The following is a 14892-nucleotide window of genomic DNA, read 5'->3' on the forward strand; positions in this document are numbered from 1 at the left end:
CAGCAGTGGAGCTCGAACCGAACGAAGATCAGAAACTGTTGTTCGACACCGCCGACGCGGCATTCGCACGGCATTACACGCCCGGCTTCCGTGGCACGGTGGTGACCTCGCCGCTGGGCTGGAGCGAGACCGTCTGGTCTGCGCTGACCGAATTGGGCCTGACCACGCTCACCGTCGCCGAACAGTACGGCGGCGCCGGGGCAGGACCTGCGGAGGTGTATGTCGTCCAGCAGGCGCTGGGCAGGCACGCGGCGGTGGAGCCGCTGCTGAACGGCGTCTATCTGCCCTCCTGGCTGATAGCGGCGCTCGGTTCCGACACCCAGCGCAGCGAACTGCTTCCGGCGCTCGCCGACGCGACCCTGATCGGCGCGATCGCCCATGCCGAGCCGGGCCGGGACTGGGATGCGCCGCCGTCGGTGGCCGCGGTCGGCACCGACGATCCCGGCACCTTCCTGCTCACCGGGGTCAAATCGCCTGTGGCACATGCCGACCAGGCGCAATTCCTGCTCGTGACCGCCAGCGACGCCGCGGGCGAACCCGGTGTCTACCTGGTGTCGTCGCAGGCCCCTGGCCTGACTCGTGACGACGGCCGCAGCACCGACTGGGCCCACGCGTCCCGGGTCGGCCTCGACGCCACGCCCGCCACCCCACTGGGCCGACCGGGGCCGCAGACCGTCCGCGCTCTGCGGATCGCGTTCGCGCGGGCTCGCATCGCGGTGCTCGCCGAGGCGGTCGGCCTGATGGAGGCGGGGCTGGCGCAGACGGTGGAATACCTGAAGTCCCGCAAGCAGTTCGGCGTACCGCTGTCGGCCTTCCAGGCGCTGATCCACCGGGCGGCCGACGCCTATGCGGAGATCGAGCTGGCGCGCTCGATGACGCTGTGGGCGACGGCCACGCTGGAGACCTTCGAGATCGACGATGCGGTCGCCCTGCCGGAGGCGGCCGACGACGCCTTCGTCTTCGTCGCCGAGGCCGCACGAACCGTCGCCGAGGAGATCACCCAGTTGCACGGCGGTATCGGCATGACCTTCGAAACGGCCGTCAGCCACTACGCGGCCCGGCTCACCGCCCTCACGCAGTCCTTCGGCGGCATCGCCGCGGCGCGGCGGCGGGCGCTGAACTCGGCGTCGGCCGTCACCGCACCCAGCGCGCTGCGCAACGACACCGACCGGGCACCACTGCCCGCGTAGGCATCACAGAAGGAGGTCGAGATGTTCCGCTCGCTGCTGGTGCTCGGGATCGCCACCGGGGTGATCGAACGAATCGAGCTGTCGGACAACAGCGTCCGCACCATCGTTGCCGATACCGGTCCGGCCCCGGACGGCCTGGTGGTCGATCCGGCCACCGATCGGCTCTATTGGACGACGATGGGGCTGCCCCGCGGCCTCGGCGGCGAGACGGACGGAGACCTCGACTTCTCGCCGCGCAACGGTTCGGTGCAGTCGGCTCGCGTAGACGGCTCCGATCACCACTACGTCCTGCCGGTCGGCTCGCTCACCACCGGGAAGCAGCTGGCCGCCGATTTCGCGGCGAATCGGCTGTACTTCTCGGATCGGGAGGGGTGCCGGGTGAGCCGGGTCGGCACCGACGGGACCGGACTCACCGACCTCGTCGTCAATACCCCGGCCGACGACGGTACCGCCGAATGTGTCGGGGTCGCAGTCGACCCCGACAACGGGTACCTCTATTGGACGCAGAAGGGCCCGGCCAAGGGTGGGCGTGGCCGGATCCTGCGGGCAGGGCTGGATATTCCGGCGGGCGAGACCTCCGCGAACCGGTCCGATATCGAGGTCCTGTGGGACGGGTTGCCCGAGCCGATCGATCTGCACATCGACCCGGCCTCCTCGACCCTGTACTGGACCGACCGCGGCGCCGAGCCGTCCGGGAACACACTCAACCGCGCGCCGATCCCGCCCAGGGGCGCGCGCGGCGACCGGCCCGAAATCCTCGCGCGCCACTTCGGCGAGGCCATCGGGCTGGCCGTGGACGCCGAGGCCGGACTCGCCTACGTCACCGATCTCGCGGGAACGGTGCGAGCGGTGCCGTTGGACGCCTCGTCCGGCGCCGAGGAATACATCGTGGCCCGGTTCCCCGGGCAACAACTGACAGGAATCGCAGGTATCTGATATGAGCACAATCGCCGTCGTCGGCGCGGGCGTGATCGGGCTGTCCTGGGCCAGGCTCGCCCGCGAACACGGTTGGGACGTCACGATTTACGACCCGCGCGACGATATCGCCGCCGTGGTGTCGGCCGAGCTGGGCGACGACCACGGCGTCCGCGTGGCCGCCGATATCGCCGCGGCCGTGGCCGAGGCCGACCTGGTCCAGGAGAACGGCCCCGAGCGCTTGCCGATCAAACAGCACCTGTTCGCCGAGATCCTCACGCATGCGCGACCGGACGCGGTGCTCGCCACCTCGAGTTCCTCGATCGCCGCGAGCCTGATCGCGCAGGGCCTCTCCGACGCCTCCCGCGTGCTGGTCGGGCATCCGTTCAATCCGCCGGAGCTGATGCCGCTGGTCGAAGTGGTGCCGGGCGCGCAGACGTCCGACGCGACGGTCCAGCGGGCGCTGGACCTGTACAAGGCGCTGGGCCGGGTGCCGGTGGTCATCCGCAAGGAGGTGCCCGGATTCGTCGCGAACCGACTGCAGGGCGCACTGTCCCGGGAGGCCGTCCACCTCGTCCAGCAGGGCGTGGTCTCCCCGGCCGACCTCGATGTCATCATGCTGAACTCGCTGGGACTGCGCTGGGCCACGATCGGACCGTTCGAGGGCAATGTGCTCGGCGGCGGGCCCGGCGGTATCCGCCACCTGTACGCCGGGGTCGGAGCGGAGACGTCCAAAATCGAACTCGGAACGCCCGATCCGGCCCGGATGGACGAGGTGATCGACCAGGTCGAGCAGACCTACGGCTCGGGTCCCGAGACCTTCGAACGCCTGCGCGCCCGGCGTGATCGCCGCACCAGGGCGGTTCTGGCGGCGCTGGACCGATAACGGGTCATTGCGTTTTGACGGGGACCGTGAGTGGACCTCGGTGGCGGAAGCCCGAGCGCCACGGGAGGGACTCCTCGTCGCCGATCACGCGCAGACCGGGCCAGTGGGCGTAGATTTCGGTGAGTACGGCGGCGGCGACCGGGCGGACCACTCCCGTTCCGAGGCATGCGCGGGTGCCGTGGCCGAGGGCCAGATGGGGGTTGTGGGTGCGGTGCACGTCCAATTCGTCCGGGGCGGTGAATCTTTCGGCGTCGTGGTTGGCCGAGGCGAGACAGAGCAGGACGGTTTGGCCGGGATCGATGGTGTGGTTGCCGATATCGATCTCGGTGACCGCGAAGCGTGGGCCAGCCAGCACCTGCGGTGACAGGAATCGCAGGAGTTCGTCGACTGCGCCGAGTAGATCCGGGGATGTCCGGAACTCCTCCAGTTGGTCGGGGTTGCCCGAAAAGGTCAGTACCGCACCGGATATCACGTCGATGAGAACCTCGTACCAGACGAACAGCAGATAGAACACCACCCCGGCCAGCTCGTCCGGGTTCAACTCCCCTGCCTGCACCAACCGGGCCAGCATCGTCTCGTCGTCGACTTCTCGAGCGCAGGCGATGGCGGCGGCGATGATCTGCTGCATGGTCGCCAAGGTGTCCCGTGCCCGCGGTGCCGCACCCGGGCGCAGCGTCGACGTCGCCCACTCGAGAACCTGATCGCGCACGGTGCCGGGCAGCCCCAGCAGGTCCGCGAGCACCGTGGCGGGCAGCGGCACCGCGAGTCGTTCGACCAGATCGAATTCGGTTGTCCCGTCGAGCCGTTCCAGCTGCGAGCGGACCACCTCGCCCGCGCGATCGGCCCACTCGCTCGCCCGCCGCGGGTGCAGTTCGGCGGTCACGGTCCGGCGCATCCGGGCCACGACTTCCGGATCGCTGTTCTGGAATACGTCCAGCGGTGGCGGCACATCGAAGCCGCGGTAGTCGCGGCCGCGGGCATGGCGCAGGTGCGGTGTCAGCCGGTGGTCGAGCAGTCCGTTGTACACATCGTCGAAGCGTGTCACCAACCAGGCCGGTGGCCCGTCAGGGGTGGCCACCCGATGCACGCCCCCAGCCGTGCGTAGCGATTCCAGAACCGGCCATGGGTTCCGCGCGAATTCCTCCCCGAAGATTCTCAACACCCGGCCATCATCTCCCCTGCGGTCCGAGAAGTCTCGGCAGATTCGAGATCGACATCGGAGGGTAACCATGACCGGTCCGGCCGCGTTCGGTGACAATGACCCAGTACGGACGAAAACCCTTATTGCAGAGGCTGTTTTGGTGACGCAAATGCGAACATCGCCCTGCCCCACGCTCATTCGTCCTCCTCGAGGGGGATTTCGTGCTTCCATGCGGGAGTATGACACTTACACACGCGCGGGCGTCGCGCTCCACCGCAACCATCGTAATCTCATTGCTGGCAATGCTTTTCGCATCGCTGCCCAGCTCGGTGGCCCAGCCGCCGACCACCCCCTCCCAGCCACTGGACGAATCACGATCCGCACCCGGCGAAGTCCAGCCCGACAGACAGTCGCGGGTGTACTTCAAGCTGCCGGTCGACAACGAGATGGTGCGGCTGCAAACCCATTTCACCGTGCCACCGAAGCTGCCCAGAGTGGGAACGATGTTCCTGTGGCCCGGCCTCGAGCCTCGCCCGGGCGGCAGAAACTACAATCCGATCGGCCTCGGTGTCCTGCAACCCGTCCTGACCTGGGGACCGAGTTGCGCCCCGACCCCACAGCCCCCGGCGTACTCGACCTGGTGGATCGCCGCGATGTACGTCAATGTCGGCAATCACCCGGACTACCGGGGCTGCCGCGCAGGACGCGCCATGTCGGTCCAGGTGGGCGAGGTCCTCACCATCGACATCGTCCTGAATCGGGCCAACGGCGTCTGGACGCAGACCGTCACCGGGCGGTCGGGTTCGGTCGACTTCTCGATCAATATGCGGGATCAGGCGCAGAACATGGCACTGTTCGCCATCGAACCGTGGAACAACGCCCGCTTCCCGGGCCGGCTGACCTTCTCCGACACCACGATCACCTTCCGCGACAGCAACGAACAGAGCTGCCTGCAGCCGGAGATCACCTACACCGGCTCCGGCGGCAGCCTCACCCAGCCCACCGCGGACGGCCCCCGCTGCCACATCGACACCATCAGCGTGAACAGCCCCAACCGCGCAGACGAGAACTGACGCGCGAGACAGCGGGCCATCGGGCGGTCACCGCCGCGCCGATCAGTGCGGGGCGTTGACCGTGTTGAAGAACAGGATCCCCGCGGCGATGGCGACGGGGACACCGACGGCGATGGTCCCGGCCACCCCACCGATCGCCGCCGCCGCGGCGGCGGTGACCAGGCAGCCGCCCAGGAAGCCCGGGATGGCCAGCACGCCGACGGTCGGGACGGCGGCCGTGGCACCCGCCACCAGCCCACCGGCGAGGCAGCCGACCCCGGCGCCGATGACCGTGCCGATGAGCCCGCCCAGCGCGGCGCCGACGCCGACCTGGGTGGAGAAATGCGACAGCGCGTCGTTGAATGTGTCCGATTCGGGGTCGAGGCCGGGCGGAGGCGGCGCGGGGGTCGCCTGCCCCGGATCGGTGCTCGGCGTCAGCTGAGCGGTCGTGTCGTGCACACTGGCCGCAATCGGCCACCGCTTACCGTCGCGCTGATAATTCAGCGGAATGCCGCCGACCACCACACCAGTGGGATCCAGAATCCTGAGCTGTCCGTCCACGACGCTCAGGCTCCCTGTGTCGGTGTGCAGAACGACCGAATTGCCGGAGATTTCGGCGGAGTAGTGCATTTCCGGTCCCGGCGCCTGGGCATCGGCACCGGCCGCCGGTCCGAGAAGGCCCGCGATCACGCATGCCGACAGGGCCGTCACAAGCTTTGCTCTCATCGAAACAACTCTCACTCAGCGTCACAACTCGGATGTGCAACGCTGCACCTCTCCGTAAGAACGGATGCCTCGATACAAGCAAGCAACTTCCCAGCGAATCAATGCTCTGTGATCGACATTACCGTCCGGAAATAATTGTCAGGCGCCGATGGCTCGGGCCAGTTCGGGCCACGAATTGTGCAGGTCGGATTCGAACAGGCCCCAGGTGTGGGAGCCCTCCGGGTGGCTGAGGTGGGTGGCGGGGATGCCGAGTTGGGCGAGGCGGTTGGCGAAGGATGCGGTACACGAATTTGCTATCGCTTCGACCGGTGGGAATACCAGCCCGCCCCGGTCGGTGGCACCGGGCGTGCCGGTGGCGGCGGACAGGTAGATGGCCTTGCCCGTGAGGGCGGCGGCGTTGGCGAAGGCGTCGTGGCGGCGCCAGGTGTCACCGCCCGGTATCCCCCACATGTTCAGCGGGTTGCCGCCGCCGCGGACGACCTGGGCGCTGACCATGGCCATGCCCATGGGGTCCGCGGCCCAGGGGCAGCCGCTGTAGGAGGCGACGGCGTTGTAGCGGTCCGGCGCCTGGATGGCGAGGTCGATGGCGGAGGCACCGCTCATCGAGACGCCCGCGATGGCGTTGCGGCCCGTGGTGTTGAAGCGAGCGTCGACGACGGACGGTAGTTCCTGGGTGAAGAAGGTCTGCCAGCGGTTGCGGCCGAGTGCGGGATCGTCGGCGACCCAATCGGTGTACATGCTGTAGGCACCACCCATCGGCAGCACGACATTGACATGTTTGTCGGCGAAGAACTCCCGGACGTCGGTGTCGTCCCACCACGAAATCCCGTCCGTCCCACCGCCGATGCCGGTGAGCAGGTACAACGTCGGCGCGGGCCCGCCGCCCGCGGCCCTAATCACCCTGCTGCTCACCACCCGATCCATCGCCGGGGAGTAGACGTCGATGCGCGAGACGGAATCCCCGATCGCCTCCTCCCCCACCACCCGCGCCCCCGTCGGAGCGGCCACGGCCGAGCCGGTGACCAGCACGGACGAGACGACGACGGCCACCAGTCCACTGACGAACACAGCCAAGTATTTTGATGCCCTCACCATTCCGGTGTACCGCACGAAATCGACTGCTACACCTGCGCCGCCGTGTCGGCTCCCACCCTGTCGTACGAAAGCCCTTGTCAGGCGGCCAATTTGCACCGAGGACAGTCGTCCGGGGAATCTCCCGGGTGCAGATGACCCAGCTCGATGAGGCGAATCCAGCAGAACCGCTTCATATCGCAGGTCTCGAGCGTGCAGTCGGCGTGCCGTTCGCTGCGCAGCTCGAGATGCATGAGCCGCGGCGACATGGCATGTCCGGGAAGGCGATGGAACATCGCCAGCGTTCGATCGGCCATAACCATCTCCATATTCGAGTCGGATGTCCAGAAGCCCGATAGCCGGAAGGCTCTCCAAATCGCAAGGGGCGCTGCTCAATTGAAGGCGACTTTCCGGTTATCGGGGCATATCTAGTGATACGCTTCGCCTCGACGGGGCGGAAGTTTATCCACGGCCTTACTGCCGTGATTCATCGGATTTTCCAGAACGAGGTTTTCCAAATTTGGCACCGGAAGATAGCGAGGCTAAGCGATGAGTGGTTCGACTCTTGCCAGCAGGGCACTCGGGCGGCAACTGCAGAAGTACCGCGAGCGTGCCGGGTTGTCGGAATACGCTGTGGCACGGGCGGTGGAGACGTCGCCGCAAACGTACGGGCGGCTGGAGGATGGGCAGAAACACAATGTGACGAATCTGCTGATGAATGCCATCTGCGACAGGTTGCAAGTGAGCAACGAGGAGCGGCGCGAGCTGCTCACGCTTGCAGAAGAGGTTCGTAAGGAACGTAAGTCGGAGGGCGGGTGGTGGCGACCGCACATCGACGACATCCGGGCCAACTTCGAGTACTACCTTCAGCTCGAAGAGACCGCGCGGCGAATAACCCAGCTCCATCTCAGTCTCCTCCCCGGATTGCTTCAAACGCCCGAGTATCGACGGCAACTCGTGTGGGCCGAGTTCCCGCAACGACCTCCCGAGGACATCGAAAGGCTCGTTACGCTCGTACGCCAACGCCAACAGCGTCTCTCAGATCCACGGTTCGAGCTCGAGGCATTCGTGCCGGAAGCGGTTCTGCGGCAACCAATTGGCGGGCCGGGAGTGATGGAAGACCAACTGCACCACTTGACCGAGGTAATCGAGCTGCCGAACGTATCCCTCAGGGTTATCCCACACGATGTCACGAATCCCCTTGCCCCCATCGTCGGTACGTTCAGCTTCCTGAGCTTCCCGGTGCTCGCGTCGACAAGGCTCACCCCACCTCCCGTCGTTTACATAGAGACCTATGTCGGAGCGCTGTACCTGGAGAGAGAAGTCGAGGTTGCCAGGTATCGTGATGCGATCCCGGCAGTTCGGCAGGTAGCGTTGGATGCAGGCGCGACCAGGGACCTGGTCCTGGCAATTGCAAGGGAGTTCTCGTCGTGAGCATCGACCTATCCACCGCAGTTTGGTTCAAGTCCAGCCGAAGCTCCGGCGGCAGCGAATGCGTAGAGATCGCCCACCTTCCCCAGGGCATGGTCGGCGTCCGCGACTCCAAGAACCCCACCGGCCCCGCCCTGATCTTCACCCCCACCGAATGGGACGCCTTCACCGCAACCCTCCAGACCGGCCGCCTCGACCCCGCCTAACCCCCACCCCCACAACAGCCGCACCCCTTACCTCCAAACGCACCCCTTCCAGCGCCTGCAAGGGGTGCGTTTGCGGGTAAAGGGTGCGGCTGTGGGGCGCTCTGCCGACCGGTAGGTGAGGGCCGCGGGGTGCGGTTGTGGGGGCTGACGCTGGGGGCGGTTTCAGGTGATCACGAGCGGAAACCCAGGAGGGGTGACTAACCCACAGGATGAAGGTGAGTACAGCGACGAGGTGCCGATCAAACCGGACAAGGAGCGGAAGTCCGGGGATCGGGACGATAAGGCCGATGAGCAGGACGCCCGGCCCGAGGCCGCGACGGATACGGTCGAGGGGGTTGGGGAGCCGCCGGACTGACGACGGCGAACGCGCACGAGCGGTGCGGTACCGTGAAGTTGCGGTGTCTTCTGATAGAGCTCGGCGATCTGCTTCTGCTATCCAGGAGGACGACCCATGGTTAGTGTTCGGAATTTTCGCCGGTCAGCCCTCGTCGTGACGGCCTTCGGGGCCATGGGATCGGCCGTTGTCTCGACCGCTGGGCCCGCTCTCGCCGCCAACGCTATCGACCTGAAGGGTGTCGGTCCGGCGAACGTGGGGGTCGAATACAGCTGCGATGCCTCGGCCGGAGTGGTCGCCATCAAGGCGATGGTGGGCGATCCTCAGGCGGACGGTCCGTCGGCTACCGGCGAGGAGAAAGCCGTCGAATGCGATGGCGCCCAGCATACTGCCGTGGTCGTCTTGGTCGGAGCCGCCGGTGAGGAGGCTCCGCTGTCGAAGGGGCAGACGGTGCAGGTGCGGATCGCGCTGGTCGATCGTGCGGACACTGTCGTTTCCGGCCAGGCCAAGGTGGTCACGCTCGGATAGCAAAATCCTCACGGAGAGCGCGTCGTAGCAGCCGAACCGCGTAGCCGGATCAGCCTTCAGTAAGCCACATGCTGGCCCGACCCCGGTATCGGCGGTGGCTGGACCGGGGTCGTCGGAGCCGAGGGCGGGTTCCCGGACAACCGCGACGATATCCAAATTCGTCGAACGTCGAAACATCGAAAGACCCCGAGGGCACGGCACAAGTCTTCGTGCTCGGGGACCCTGAACAAAGATGCGTCGGACGAGGTACCGCTCGGTTTCTAGCGGGTATCCCTTCTATGGCCACGGTTGAACCTCGCCGTCGGCCGTCTGATCACAGGTATCCACCGCGTACGCGCACATCTGGACCGTGAACTCGGAATGCGAGGTGAAGCACCATGGTGCGGTACTGGCCGCTCGGAGTCGGGCGGATCGTCACCAGCGGATTCGGTCCACGATCCGACGGTTTTCACTGGGGCACCGATTTCGGTCGCGTCGGTGGCAGCGCGGGGATGGCGGTCTACGCCGCCCAGGGCGGTACCGTCATCTATTCCGGTGCGGCGAGGGGGTACGGCGGCCCTGATCCCGCGGGCTGGCTCGTCGTCGACCACCCGACCGAGGACGGTAGCGGCACGACCGTCTACGGACACATTGTGCGCGAGGTCCCCCACAACGCCCGCGTCGAGGCCGGACAGCGGATCGCCCGGATCAATCCGGACCGGTCCACCAACGGTGGCGTGGCCCCACACCTGCATTTCGAGGTCCATCGCTACAGCTACGCCCCGCCCGGCCCCGATCGGCTCGATCCTCTCCCGTGGCTGGAGGGCGCGGCCGAGCCGGAGACACCCGCTCCCGATACCGAGAGGCTGTGCTGAGCCCATCCGGAAGAGCCGTCCTGGGTTCCTTATTGCCGGTGTTGGACTCGCGCGCCCGCGTAGAGGCAGATCGCCGCTGCGGCGGCGAGGTTCAGGCTTTCGGCGCGGCCGTGGATGGGGATGCGGATGCGGTGGTCGGCCCGGGCCGCGGTCGCGGGATCGAGGCCGTGGGCCTCGTTGCCGAACAGCCACGCGACGGGGCCGCGCAGGATGTCGTCGGCGTCGTCGAGGTCGACCTCGCCCTTGGCGGTGGTGGCCAGGACGGTGACCCCGGCGTCCTTCAGGGCCTCCAGTACCGCATCGGTGTCACGCTCGCGGGCGATGGGCACGTGGAAAAGACTTCCAGCACAGGCGCGCACGCATTTGCCGTTGTGCGGATCGACCGAATCCCCCGCCAGCACAACGCCGTTCGCCCCGACAGCATCGGCAACCCGAATCAACGTTCCGGCATTACCCGGATCCGAAATCCCCACAGGCACAGCCAATATGCCAGCCTGTACACGCTCTTGCGCATCGCCCTCGCGCCCCTTCGCCGCCACCGAGCCGATCACCTGCGGCAGCGGCACGTCCACCTGGCGGCATACGGCAACCAGACCCGGCGGAGTCACGGTCTCCCCCAGCTGCTCCGCGGCCCGCTCGCTCACCAGCGTCGCCCGCACGCCCAACGCGACGGCGCTCGCCACCAGTTCGTGCTCACGCTCGGCCGCGCGAGCGGAGTAGAACAGTTCCTCCACGCGCTCGGTATTCAGGGCCGCCTCGACCGAATTCGCGCCCTCGGCCAGAAACAACCCGGCCTTGCGGCGGGCGGCGGAGCGATGGAGCTTGATAGCGGAGACGACCCGCGGATTGCGCTCGGAGAGCGCGTCCACGGGTCGTCCCGAATCACGTGTGGCCAAAGCTCGCGAACTCAGGCGGCCGGGGCGTTGACATCCTCCGGCAGGGCGGCCTTGGCGACCGCCACCAGGCCGGCGAACGCCTCGGCGTCGGACACCGCGAGCTCGGCGAGGATCTTGCGGTCCACCTCGACACCGGCGGCCTTCAGGCCCTGGATGAAGCGGTTGTAGGTGATGTCGTTGGCGCGGGCCGCCGCGTTGATGCGGGCGATCCACAGCTTACGGAAGTCACCCTTGCGCGCCCGGCGGTCCCGGAACGCGTAGGTCAGCGACTTGAGCTGCTGCTCCTTGGCCTTGCGGTACAGCCGCGAGCGCTGGCCGCGGTAGCCCTTGCTGGCCTCGAGAATGTTACGACGCTTCTTCTGAGCGTTGACGGCCCTTTTGACGCGTGCCACTGGTCAGTCCTTGTTCGATCGAGGGGCGCTCGCGGGCGCCCGGGGATGGTCGGGAAGTAAACGAATCGCGCAGCTACTCAGAGGCCGAGCAGCTTCTTGATGCGACGGACGTCGGCCTTCGCAACCGGCTCCGTGCCGTCCAGACGACGAGTCCGCGTGGTGGGCTTGTGCTCGAAATTGTGGCGACGGTTCGCCTGCTGACGCCGCAGCTTACCGCTGCCGGTCACCCTGAATCGCTTCGAGGCGCCGCTGTGGCTCTTCATCTTCGGCATGATTTCCTCAATCTGTCTCGTACCGGCGGCGCGCGAGGGCGCGGGCCGCCGGTGCTGTGCGGGTTCTACTGCGGGGTGGCCTGGTCGGCCGCGGGGGCCGGGGCGTCACCGCCGGAGGCGGGTGCGGCGCTGCGCGGCGACGAGGTCTGCTGCGCCTTCGCTCGCGTCTTCGCACCCTTGTGCGGTGCGAGGACCATTGTCATGTTTCGGCCGTCCTGCTTGGCCGAGGTCTCGACAAAACCGAATTCGGCGACGTCGGAGGCCAGCCGCTGCAGCAGCCGGAAACCGAGTTCGGGTCGCGACTGCTCGCGACCGCGGAACATGATCGTCACCTTGACCTTCGAGCCGGCCTGCAGGAAGCGAAGGACGTGGCCCTTCTTCGTCTCGTAGTCGTGGTCATCGATCTTCGGGCGGAGCTTCTGCTCCTTGATCACGGTCTGCTGCTGGTTCTTCCGGGACTCGCGTGCCTTCTGCGCCGTCTCGTACTTGAACTTGCCGTAGTCCATGATCTTACAGACCGGCGGGCGCGCATCCGGTGCGACCTCGACCAGATCGAGGTCTGCCTCCATGGCGACGCGCAGTGCATCTTCAACACGCACGATCCCAACCTGTTCGCCGCCGGGTCCGATGAGGCGGACCTCGGGTACGCGGATGCGATCGTTGATGCGGGTCTCAGTGCTGATGGGGCCTCCTAGGTCAAGCGGTGTCATCCAACGACCGCAAGCTATAACTGCAACCCCATATCCAACACGAAAGCCCCGTCACGGTATTTCACCGCCACGGGGCCCGATGTCGACCGGCCATCGACGCGAACGACTCCGCATCGACCCTGCGCTGGGAAAACCCTGCACGAGGAACCCATCGGTAAATGATGGGCGACCGGACCGTCGAGCCTGGCGTGTCTTGTATCGAACACGGCGCCGGCCAACGGTGGGAGTCGGGCTCCACTTATGGCCCCGAACCTGTTGCAGTAACCGGACCGGGGCGGTCGTCGACAGACAGCTTAACATCCCCCCTACCGATACTCCCAATCGCCCGCCCCCCGCGACCAGGCAGATCGGTGCCGATGCCATGCTACGGGCATGAGTGAGGCGTCGCTGAACGAGCCCGAGACCGTGCGCGAACTCGCGGACATCCCCGCCGTCGAGGTGATCAGCCGCGCGGCCGTCATGCTGATGAGTTCGGCCGCCGAGAAGCTGGGCCTCGCCGACGAGGACCCCGACACCAGCCCCCGCCGCGACCTGGACGAGGCCCGCCGCCTCATCACCGCCCTCGCCGGACTGGTCACCGCCTCGGTCGAGTACCTGGGCCCCCACGCCGGCCCCATCCGCGACGGCCTCCAATCCCTGCAACGCGCCTTCCGCGAGTCCTCGGCCCACCCCGACGAGCCCGGCAAGGGCCCGGGCGAGAAATACACCGGCCCGGTGCACTGATCGGCGAGAAGACACCCGTCCGGTGCACTGATCAGAAGGCCCCGATACCTCTTAGCAAAGTGGTGATCACCGAGTCGACCGGCGCGACGGGGTGGGATCGGGGTGCGCCGGGGAGCAGGGCCGAGAGGACCGCGTCGTGGCAGATGCCGACGAGGATGGCTACGGCGGCGGTGAGGTCGGCATCTGGGGACAGGCGGCCGAGGTCGCGTTCGGCGGTGAGGTAGTCGGTCAGGGCGTCGCGCCAATCCCGTTCGTGGGAGGGGGCATCCGCGTATTTGGCCAGGACCGCGGGCTGGGCGAGCAGGCCGGTGAAGACCGGCAGGATGGCTCGGTGCAGGGATAGACCTTGGTGCAGATAGGCGTTCAGGTTCTGCTCCACGGTGGCGGTGCCGGGGGCGGGCAGCGGCGGGAGTCCGCGGTGCACGGCGTCGACGTGGGCGCGCAGCGCCGCGGCCAGCAGTTCCTCCTTGTCGGCGAAATGGTTGTACAGCACGCCGTCGGCGACCCCGGCCGCGCGGGCGATGGCCCGTACGGTCAGGCCCGTACTCCCCTGTTCGGCGATCAGCCGCTCGGCCGTGGCGATCAGGTGCTCGCGCAGGTCGTGGTCGTCGCGGTCGCGCAGCGCCGCTGCCCTCCTCGGTGACATGGGATTTACGGTAATGCGGTGGTCGCGGTGACCAGCAGGGCCGTGGCACGCAGGCGCACACCGTCGGGTCCGGCGAACGGCGTCAGCGCCTCGGCGATCGCCTCGCGCACCAGATCGTCGGTGGCGAAGCCGTTGCGCTCGCGGTGATAGCGCATCGGGCCCCAGCCGACGATGAAATCCGTGGCGTCCGCGACGTCGGCGCCCCAGCGGGCGTCGGCCTCCGCGGCACGGCAGTCGATCCCGGTGAATCCCGCCTCGGTCAACAACCCTTCGATGCGGTGCGGGTCGGCGAAGGCGCTGAACCCGTGCCCGATCTCGAAACCGGGCAGATGCGGTGCGGCGGCGGCGAAGACGCTGTCGATATCGGTGCCGGAGAACGGCGGCATGGATACGAAGGCCAGCCGCCCGCCCGGCCGCAGCGCGCGGGAGATATTGGCGAAGGCCGCGATCGGATCGGTGAAGAACATGATCCCGAACCGGCTCAACGCGACATCGAACGCCGCGTCCGGAAACGGATACACCTGGGCATCCCCCTGCTCGAACGAAACATTCCCCACCCCTTCGGCTTTCGCCCGCTCACGAGCCCGAGCCAGCATCGGCCCCGACAGATCCACCCCCATCGCCGAGGCCCCGCGGCGAGCCGCCAGCCGCGTCAATTGCCCATTGCCACATCCGATGTCGAGCACCCGATCCGCCCCACCGACGTTCGCCGCGGCCAGCAACGGCTCATTGAACCCGGCATTGACCGCGTCGTACCGATCGAAGTGATCAGCCCAGTGCTCCCCCTCGTATCCGTTCCATGCCTCCGCCTGCGCGGTATTGACGATCTGCGCCATCGCTCACTCCTCAGTCATTATGAACACACGTTCATGAACGTATGTTCATAATGCTTCGCCCCGCTCGCCCCGTCAACCCCTCA

The 14892-nt window shown here is 67.2% G+C and carries 20 protein-coding genes; 10 read left to right on the forward strand and 10 right to left on the reverse strand.

Annotated features, from left to right (window positions below):
* Window positions 1-5: 5 nt before the first annotated feature.
* From IU452_RS39190 to IU452_RS15670, 3 genes are read left to right on the forward strand one after another with little or no spacing between them, the layout of a single operon-like run.
* Window positions 6-1190: an acyl-CoA dehydrogenase family protein gene (locus IU452_RS39190; RefSeq protein WP_195109799.1), complete on the forward strand. Its 1185-nt coding sequence runs from the start codon at window positions 6-8 to the stop codon at window positions 1188-1190.
* 21 nt (window positions 1191-1211) lie between these two features.
* A complete protein-coding gene (locus IU452_RS15665) occupies window positions 1212-2126 on the forward strand; it encodes a hypothetical protein (RefSeq protein ID WP_195109800.1) in 915 nt (304 codons plus the stop codon).
* Window position 2127: 1 nt separating this feature from the next.
* Entirely contained in the window at window positions 2128-2991 is an 864-nt protein-coding gene (locus IU452_RS15670; protein ID WP_195109801.1) for a 3-hydroxyacyl-CoA dehydrogenase NAD-binding domain-containing protein, read from the forward strand.
* Window positions 2992-2995: 4 nt separating this feature from the next.
* Here IU452_RS15670 and IU452_RS15675 read toward each other — a convergent pair whose 3' ends face one another.
* Entirely contained in the window at window positions 2996-4153 is a 1158-nt protein-coding gene (locus IU452_RS15675) for a cytochrome P450 (RefSeq protein WP_195109802.1), read from the reverse strand.
* A gap of 281 nt (window positions 4154-4434) precedes the next feature.
* Between IU452_RS15675 and IU452_RS15680 the strand changes: the two genes are divergently transcribed.
* Window positions 4435-5205 (forward strand): hypothetical protein, encoded by a 771-nt coding sequence (locus IU452_RS15680; protein ID WP_195109803.1) that lies wholly within the window; start codon window positions 4435-4437, stop codon window positions 5203-5205.
* A gap of 42 nt (window positions 5206-5247) precedes the next feature.
* On the opposite strand, the gene IU452_RS15685 is transcribed toward IU452_RS15680, so the two are convergent.
* The 3 genes from IU452_RS15685 to IU452_RS15695 form a co-directional block, all read right to left on the reverse strand.
* Complete coding sequence (locus IU452_RS15685; RefSeq protein ID WP_228817924.1) at window positions 5248-5910, reverse strand: hypothetical protein; 663 nt, start codon at window positions 5908-5910, stop codon at window positions 5248-5250.
* Window positions 5911-6048: 138 nt separating this feature from the next.
* Window positions 6049-7020: an alpha/beta hydrolase gene (locus IU452_RS15690; protein WP_416382327.1), complete on the reverse strand. Its 972-nt coding sequence runs from the start codon at window positions 7018-7020 to the stop codon at window positions 6049-6051.
* Between the two features lie 62 nt (window positions 7021-7082).
* Window positions 7083-7298, reverse strand: coding sequence for a hypothetical protein (locus IU452_RS15695; protein ID WP_195109805.1), 216 nt, complete (start codon window positions 7296-7298; stop codon window positions 7083-7085).
* Window positions 7299-7530: 232 nt separating this feature from the next.
* Here IU452_RS15695 and IU452_RS15700 point away from each other — a divergent pair, with 232 nt between their 5' ends.
* The 5 genes from IU452_RS15700 (at window position 7531) to IU452_RS15720 (ending at window position 10334) form a co-directional block, all read left to right on the forward strand.
* Window positions 7531-8415 carry a helix-turn-helix domain-containing protein gene (locus IU452_RS15700; protein WP_195109806.1) on the forward strand — a complete coding sequence of 295 codons (885 nt, stop codon included), beginning with the start codon at window positions 7531-7533 and terminating at the stop codon, window positions 8413-8415.
* Window positions 8412-8618: a DUF397 domain-containing protein gene (locus tag IU452_RS15705; protein WP_195109807.1), complete on the forward strand. Its 207-nt coding sequence runs from the start codon at window positions 8412-8414 to the stop codon at window positions 8616-8618. The genes IU452_RS15700 and IU452_RS15705 overlap by 4 nt, the downstream gene beginning before the upstream one ends.
* A 193-nt stretch (window positions 8619-8811) precedes the next feature.
* Window positions 8812-8973 carry a hypothetical protein gene (locus IU452_RS15710; RefSeq protein ID WP_195109808.1) on the forward strand — a complete coding sequence of 54 codons (162 nt, stop codon included), beginning with the start codon at window positions 8812-8814 and terminating at the stop codon, window positions 8971-8973.
* Window positions 8974-9069: 96 nt separating this feature from the next.
* Window positions 9070-9480, forward strand: a complete 411-nt coding sequence (locus IU452_RS15715) for a hypothetical protein (protein ID WP_195109809.1) — start codon at window positions 9070-9072, stop codon at window positions 9478-9480.
* Between the two features lie 377 nt (window positions 9481-9857).
* On the forward strand, window positions 9858-10334 hold the full coding sequence (locus IU452_RS15720) for a M23 family metallopeptidase (protein ID WP_195109810.1): 477 nt from the start codon (window positions 9858-9860) through the stop codon (window positions 10332-10334).
* A gap of 29 nt (window positions 10335-10363) precedes the next feature.
* On the opposite strand, the gene IU452_RS15725 is transcribed toward IU452_RS15720, so the two are convergent.
* From IU452_RS15725 to infC, 4 genes are all read right to left on the reverse strand, one after another.
* Window positions 10364-11203, reverse strand: coding sequence for a TrmH family RNA methyltransferase (locus IU452_RS15725; RefSeq protein ID WP_195109811.1), 840 nt, complete (start codon window positions 11201-11203; stop codon window positions 10364-10366).
* 38 nt (window positions 11204-11241) lie between these two features.
* Window positions 11242-11622, reverse strand: coding sequence for a 50S ribosomal protein L20 (gene rplT, locus IU452_RS15730; RefSeq protein WP_195109812.1), 381 nt, complete (start codon window positions 11620-11622; stop codon window positions 11242-11244).
* Window positions 11623-11699: 77 nt separating this feature from the next.
* Complete coding sequence (gene rpmI, locus IU452_RS15735; protein ID WP_195109813.1) at window positions 11700-11894, reverse strand: 50S ribosomal protein L35; 195 nt, start codon at window positions 11892-11894, stop codon at window positions 11700-11702.
* Window positions 11895-11959: 65 nt separating this feature from the next.
* Window positions 11960-12604 carry a translation initiation factor IF-3 gene (gene infC / locus IU452_RS15740; protein ID WP_195109814.1) on the reverse strand — a complete coding sequence of 215 codons (645 nt, stop codon included), beginning with the start codon at window positions 12602-12604 and terminating at the stop codon, window positions 11960-11962.
* A 372-nt stretch (window positions 12605-12976) separates the two neighbouring features.
* Here infC and IU452_RS15745 point away from each other — a divergent pair, with 372 nt between their 5' ends.
* The gene (locus IU452_RS15745) at window positions 12977-13327 is read left to right on the forward strand and encodes a DUF1844 domain-containing protein (protein ID WP_195109815.1); all 351 of its coding nucleotides are present in this window, start codon (window positions 12977-12979) and stop codon (window positions 13325-13327) included.
* A 31-nt stretch (window positions 13328-13358) separates the two neighbouring features.
* On the opposite strand, the gene IU452_RS15750 is transcribed toward IU452_RS15745, so the two are convergent.
* Together IU452_RS15750 and IU452_RS15755 are read right to left on the reverse strand one after the other, a co-directional pair.
* Window positions 13359-13973 (reverse strand): TetR/AcrR family transcriptional regulator, encoded by a 615-nt coding sequence (locus IU452_RS15750; protein ID WP_195109816.1) that lies wholly within the window; start codon window positions 13971-13973, stop codon window positions 13359-13361.
* A 5-nt stretch (window positions 13974-13978) separates the two neighbouring features.
* Entirely contained in the window at window positions 13979-14809 is an 831-nt protein-coding gene (locus IU452_RS15755; RefSeq protein ID WP_195109817.1) for a class I SAM-dependent methyltransferase, read from the reverse strand.
* Between the last annotated feature and the right edge of the window lie 83 nt (window positions 14810-14892).

It is taken from the genome of Nocardia transvalensis, assembly GCF_015477765.1.
Lineage (GTDB): Bacteria > Actinomycetota > Actinomycetes > Mycobacteriales > Mycobacteriaceae > Nocardia > Nocardia transvalensis_A.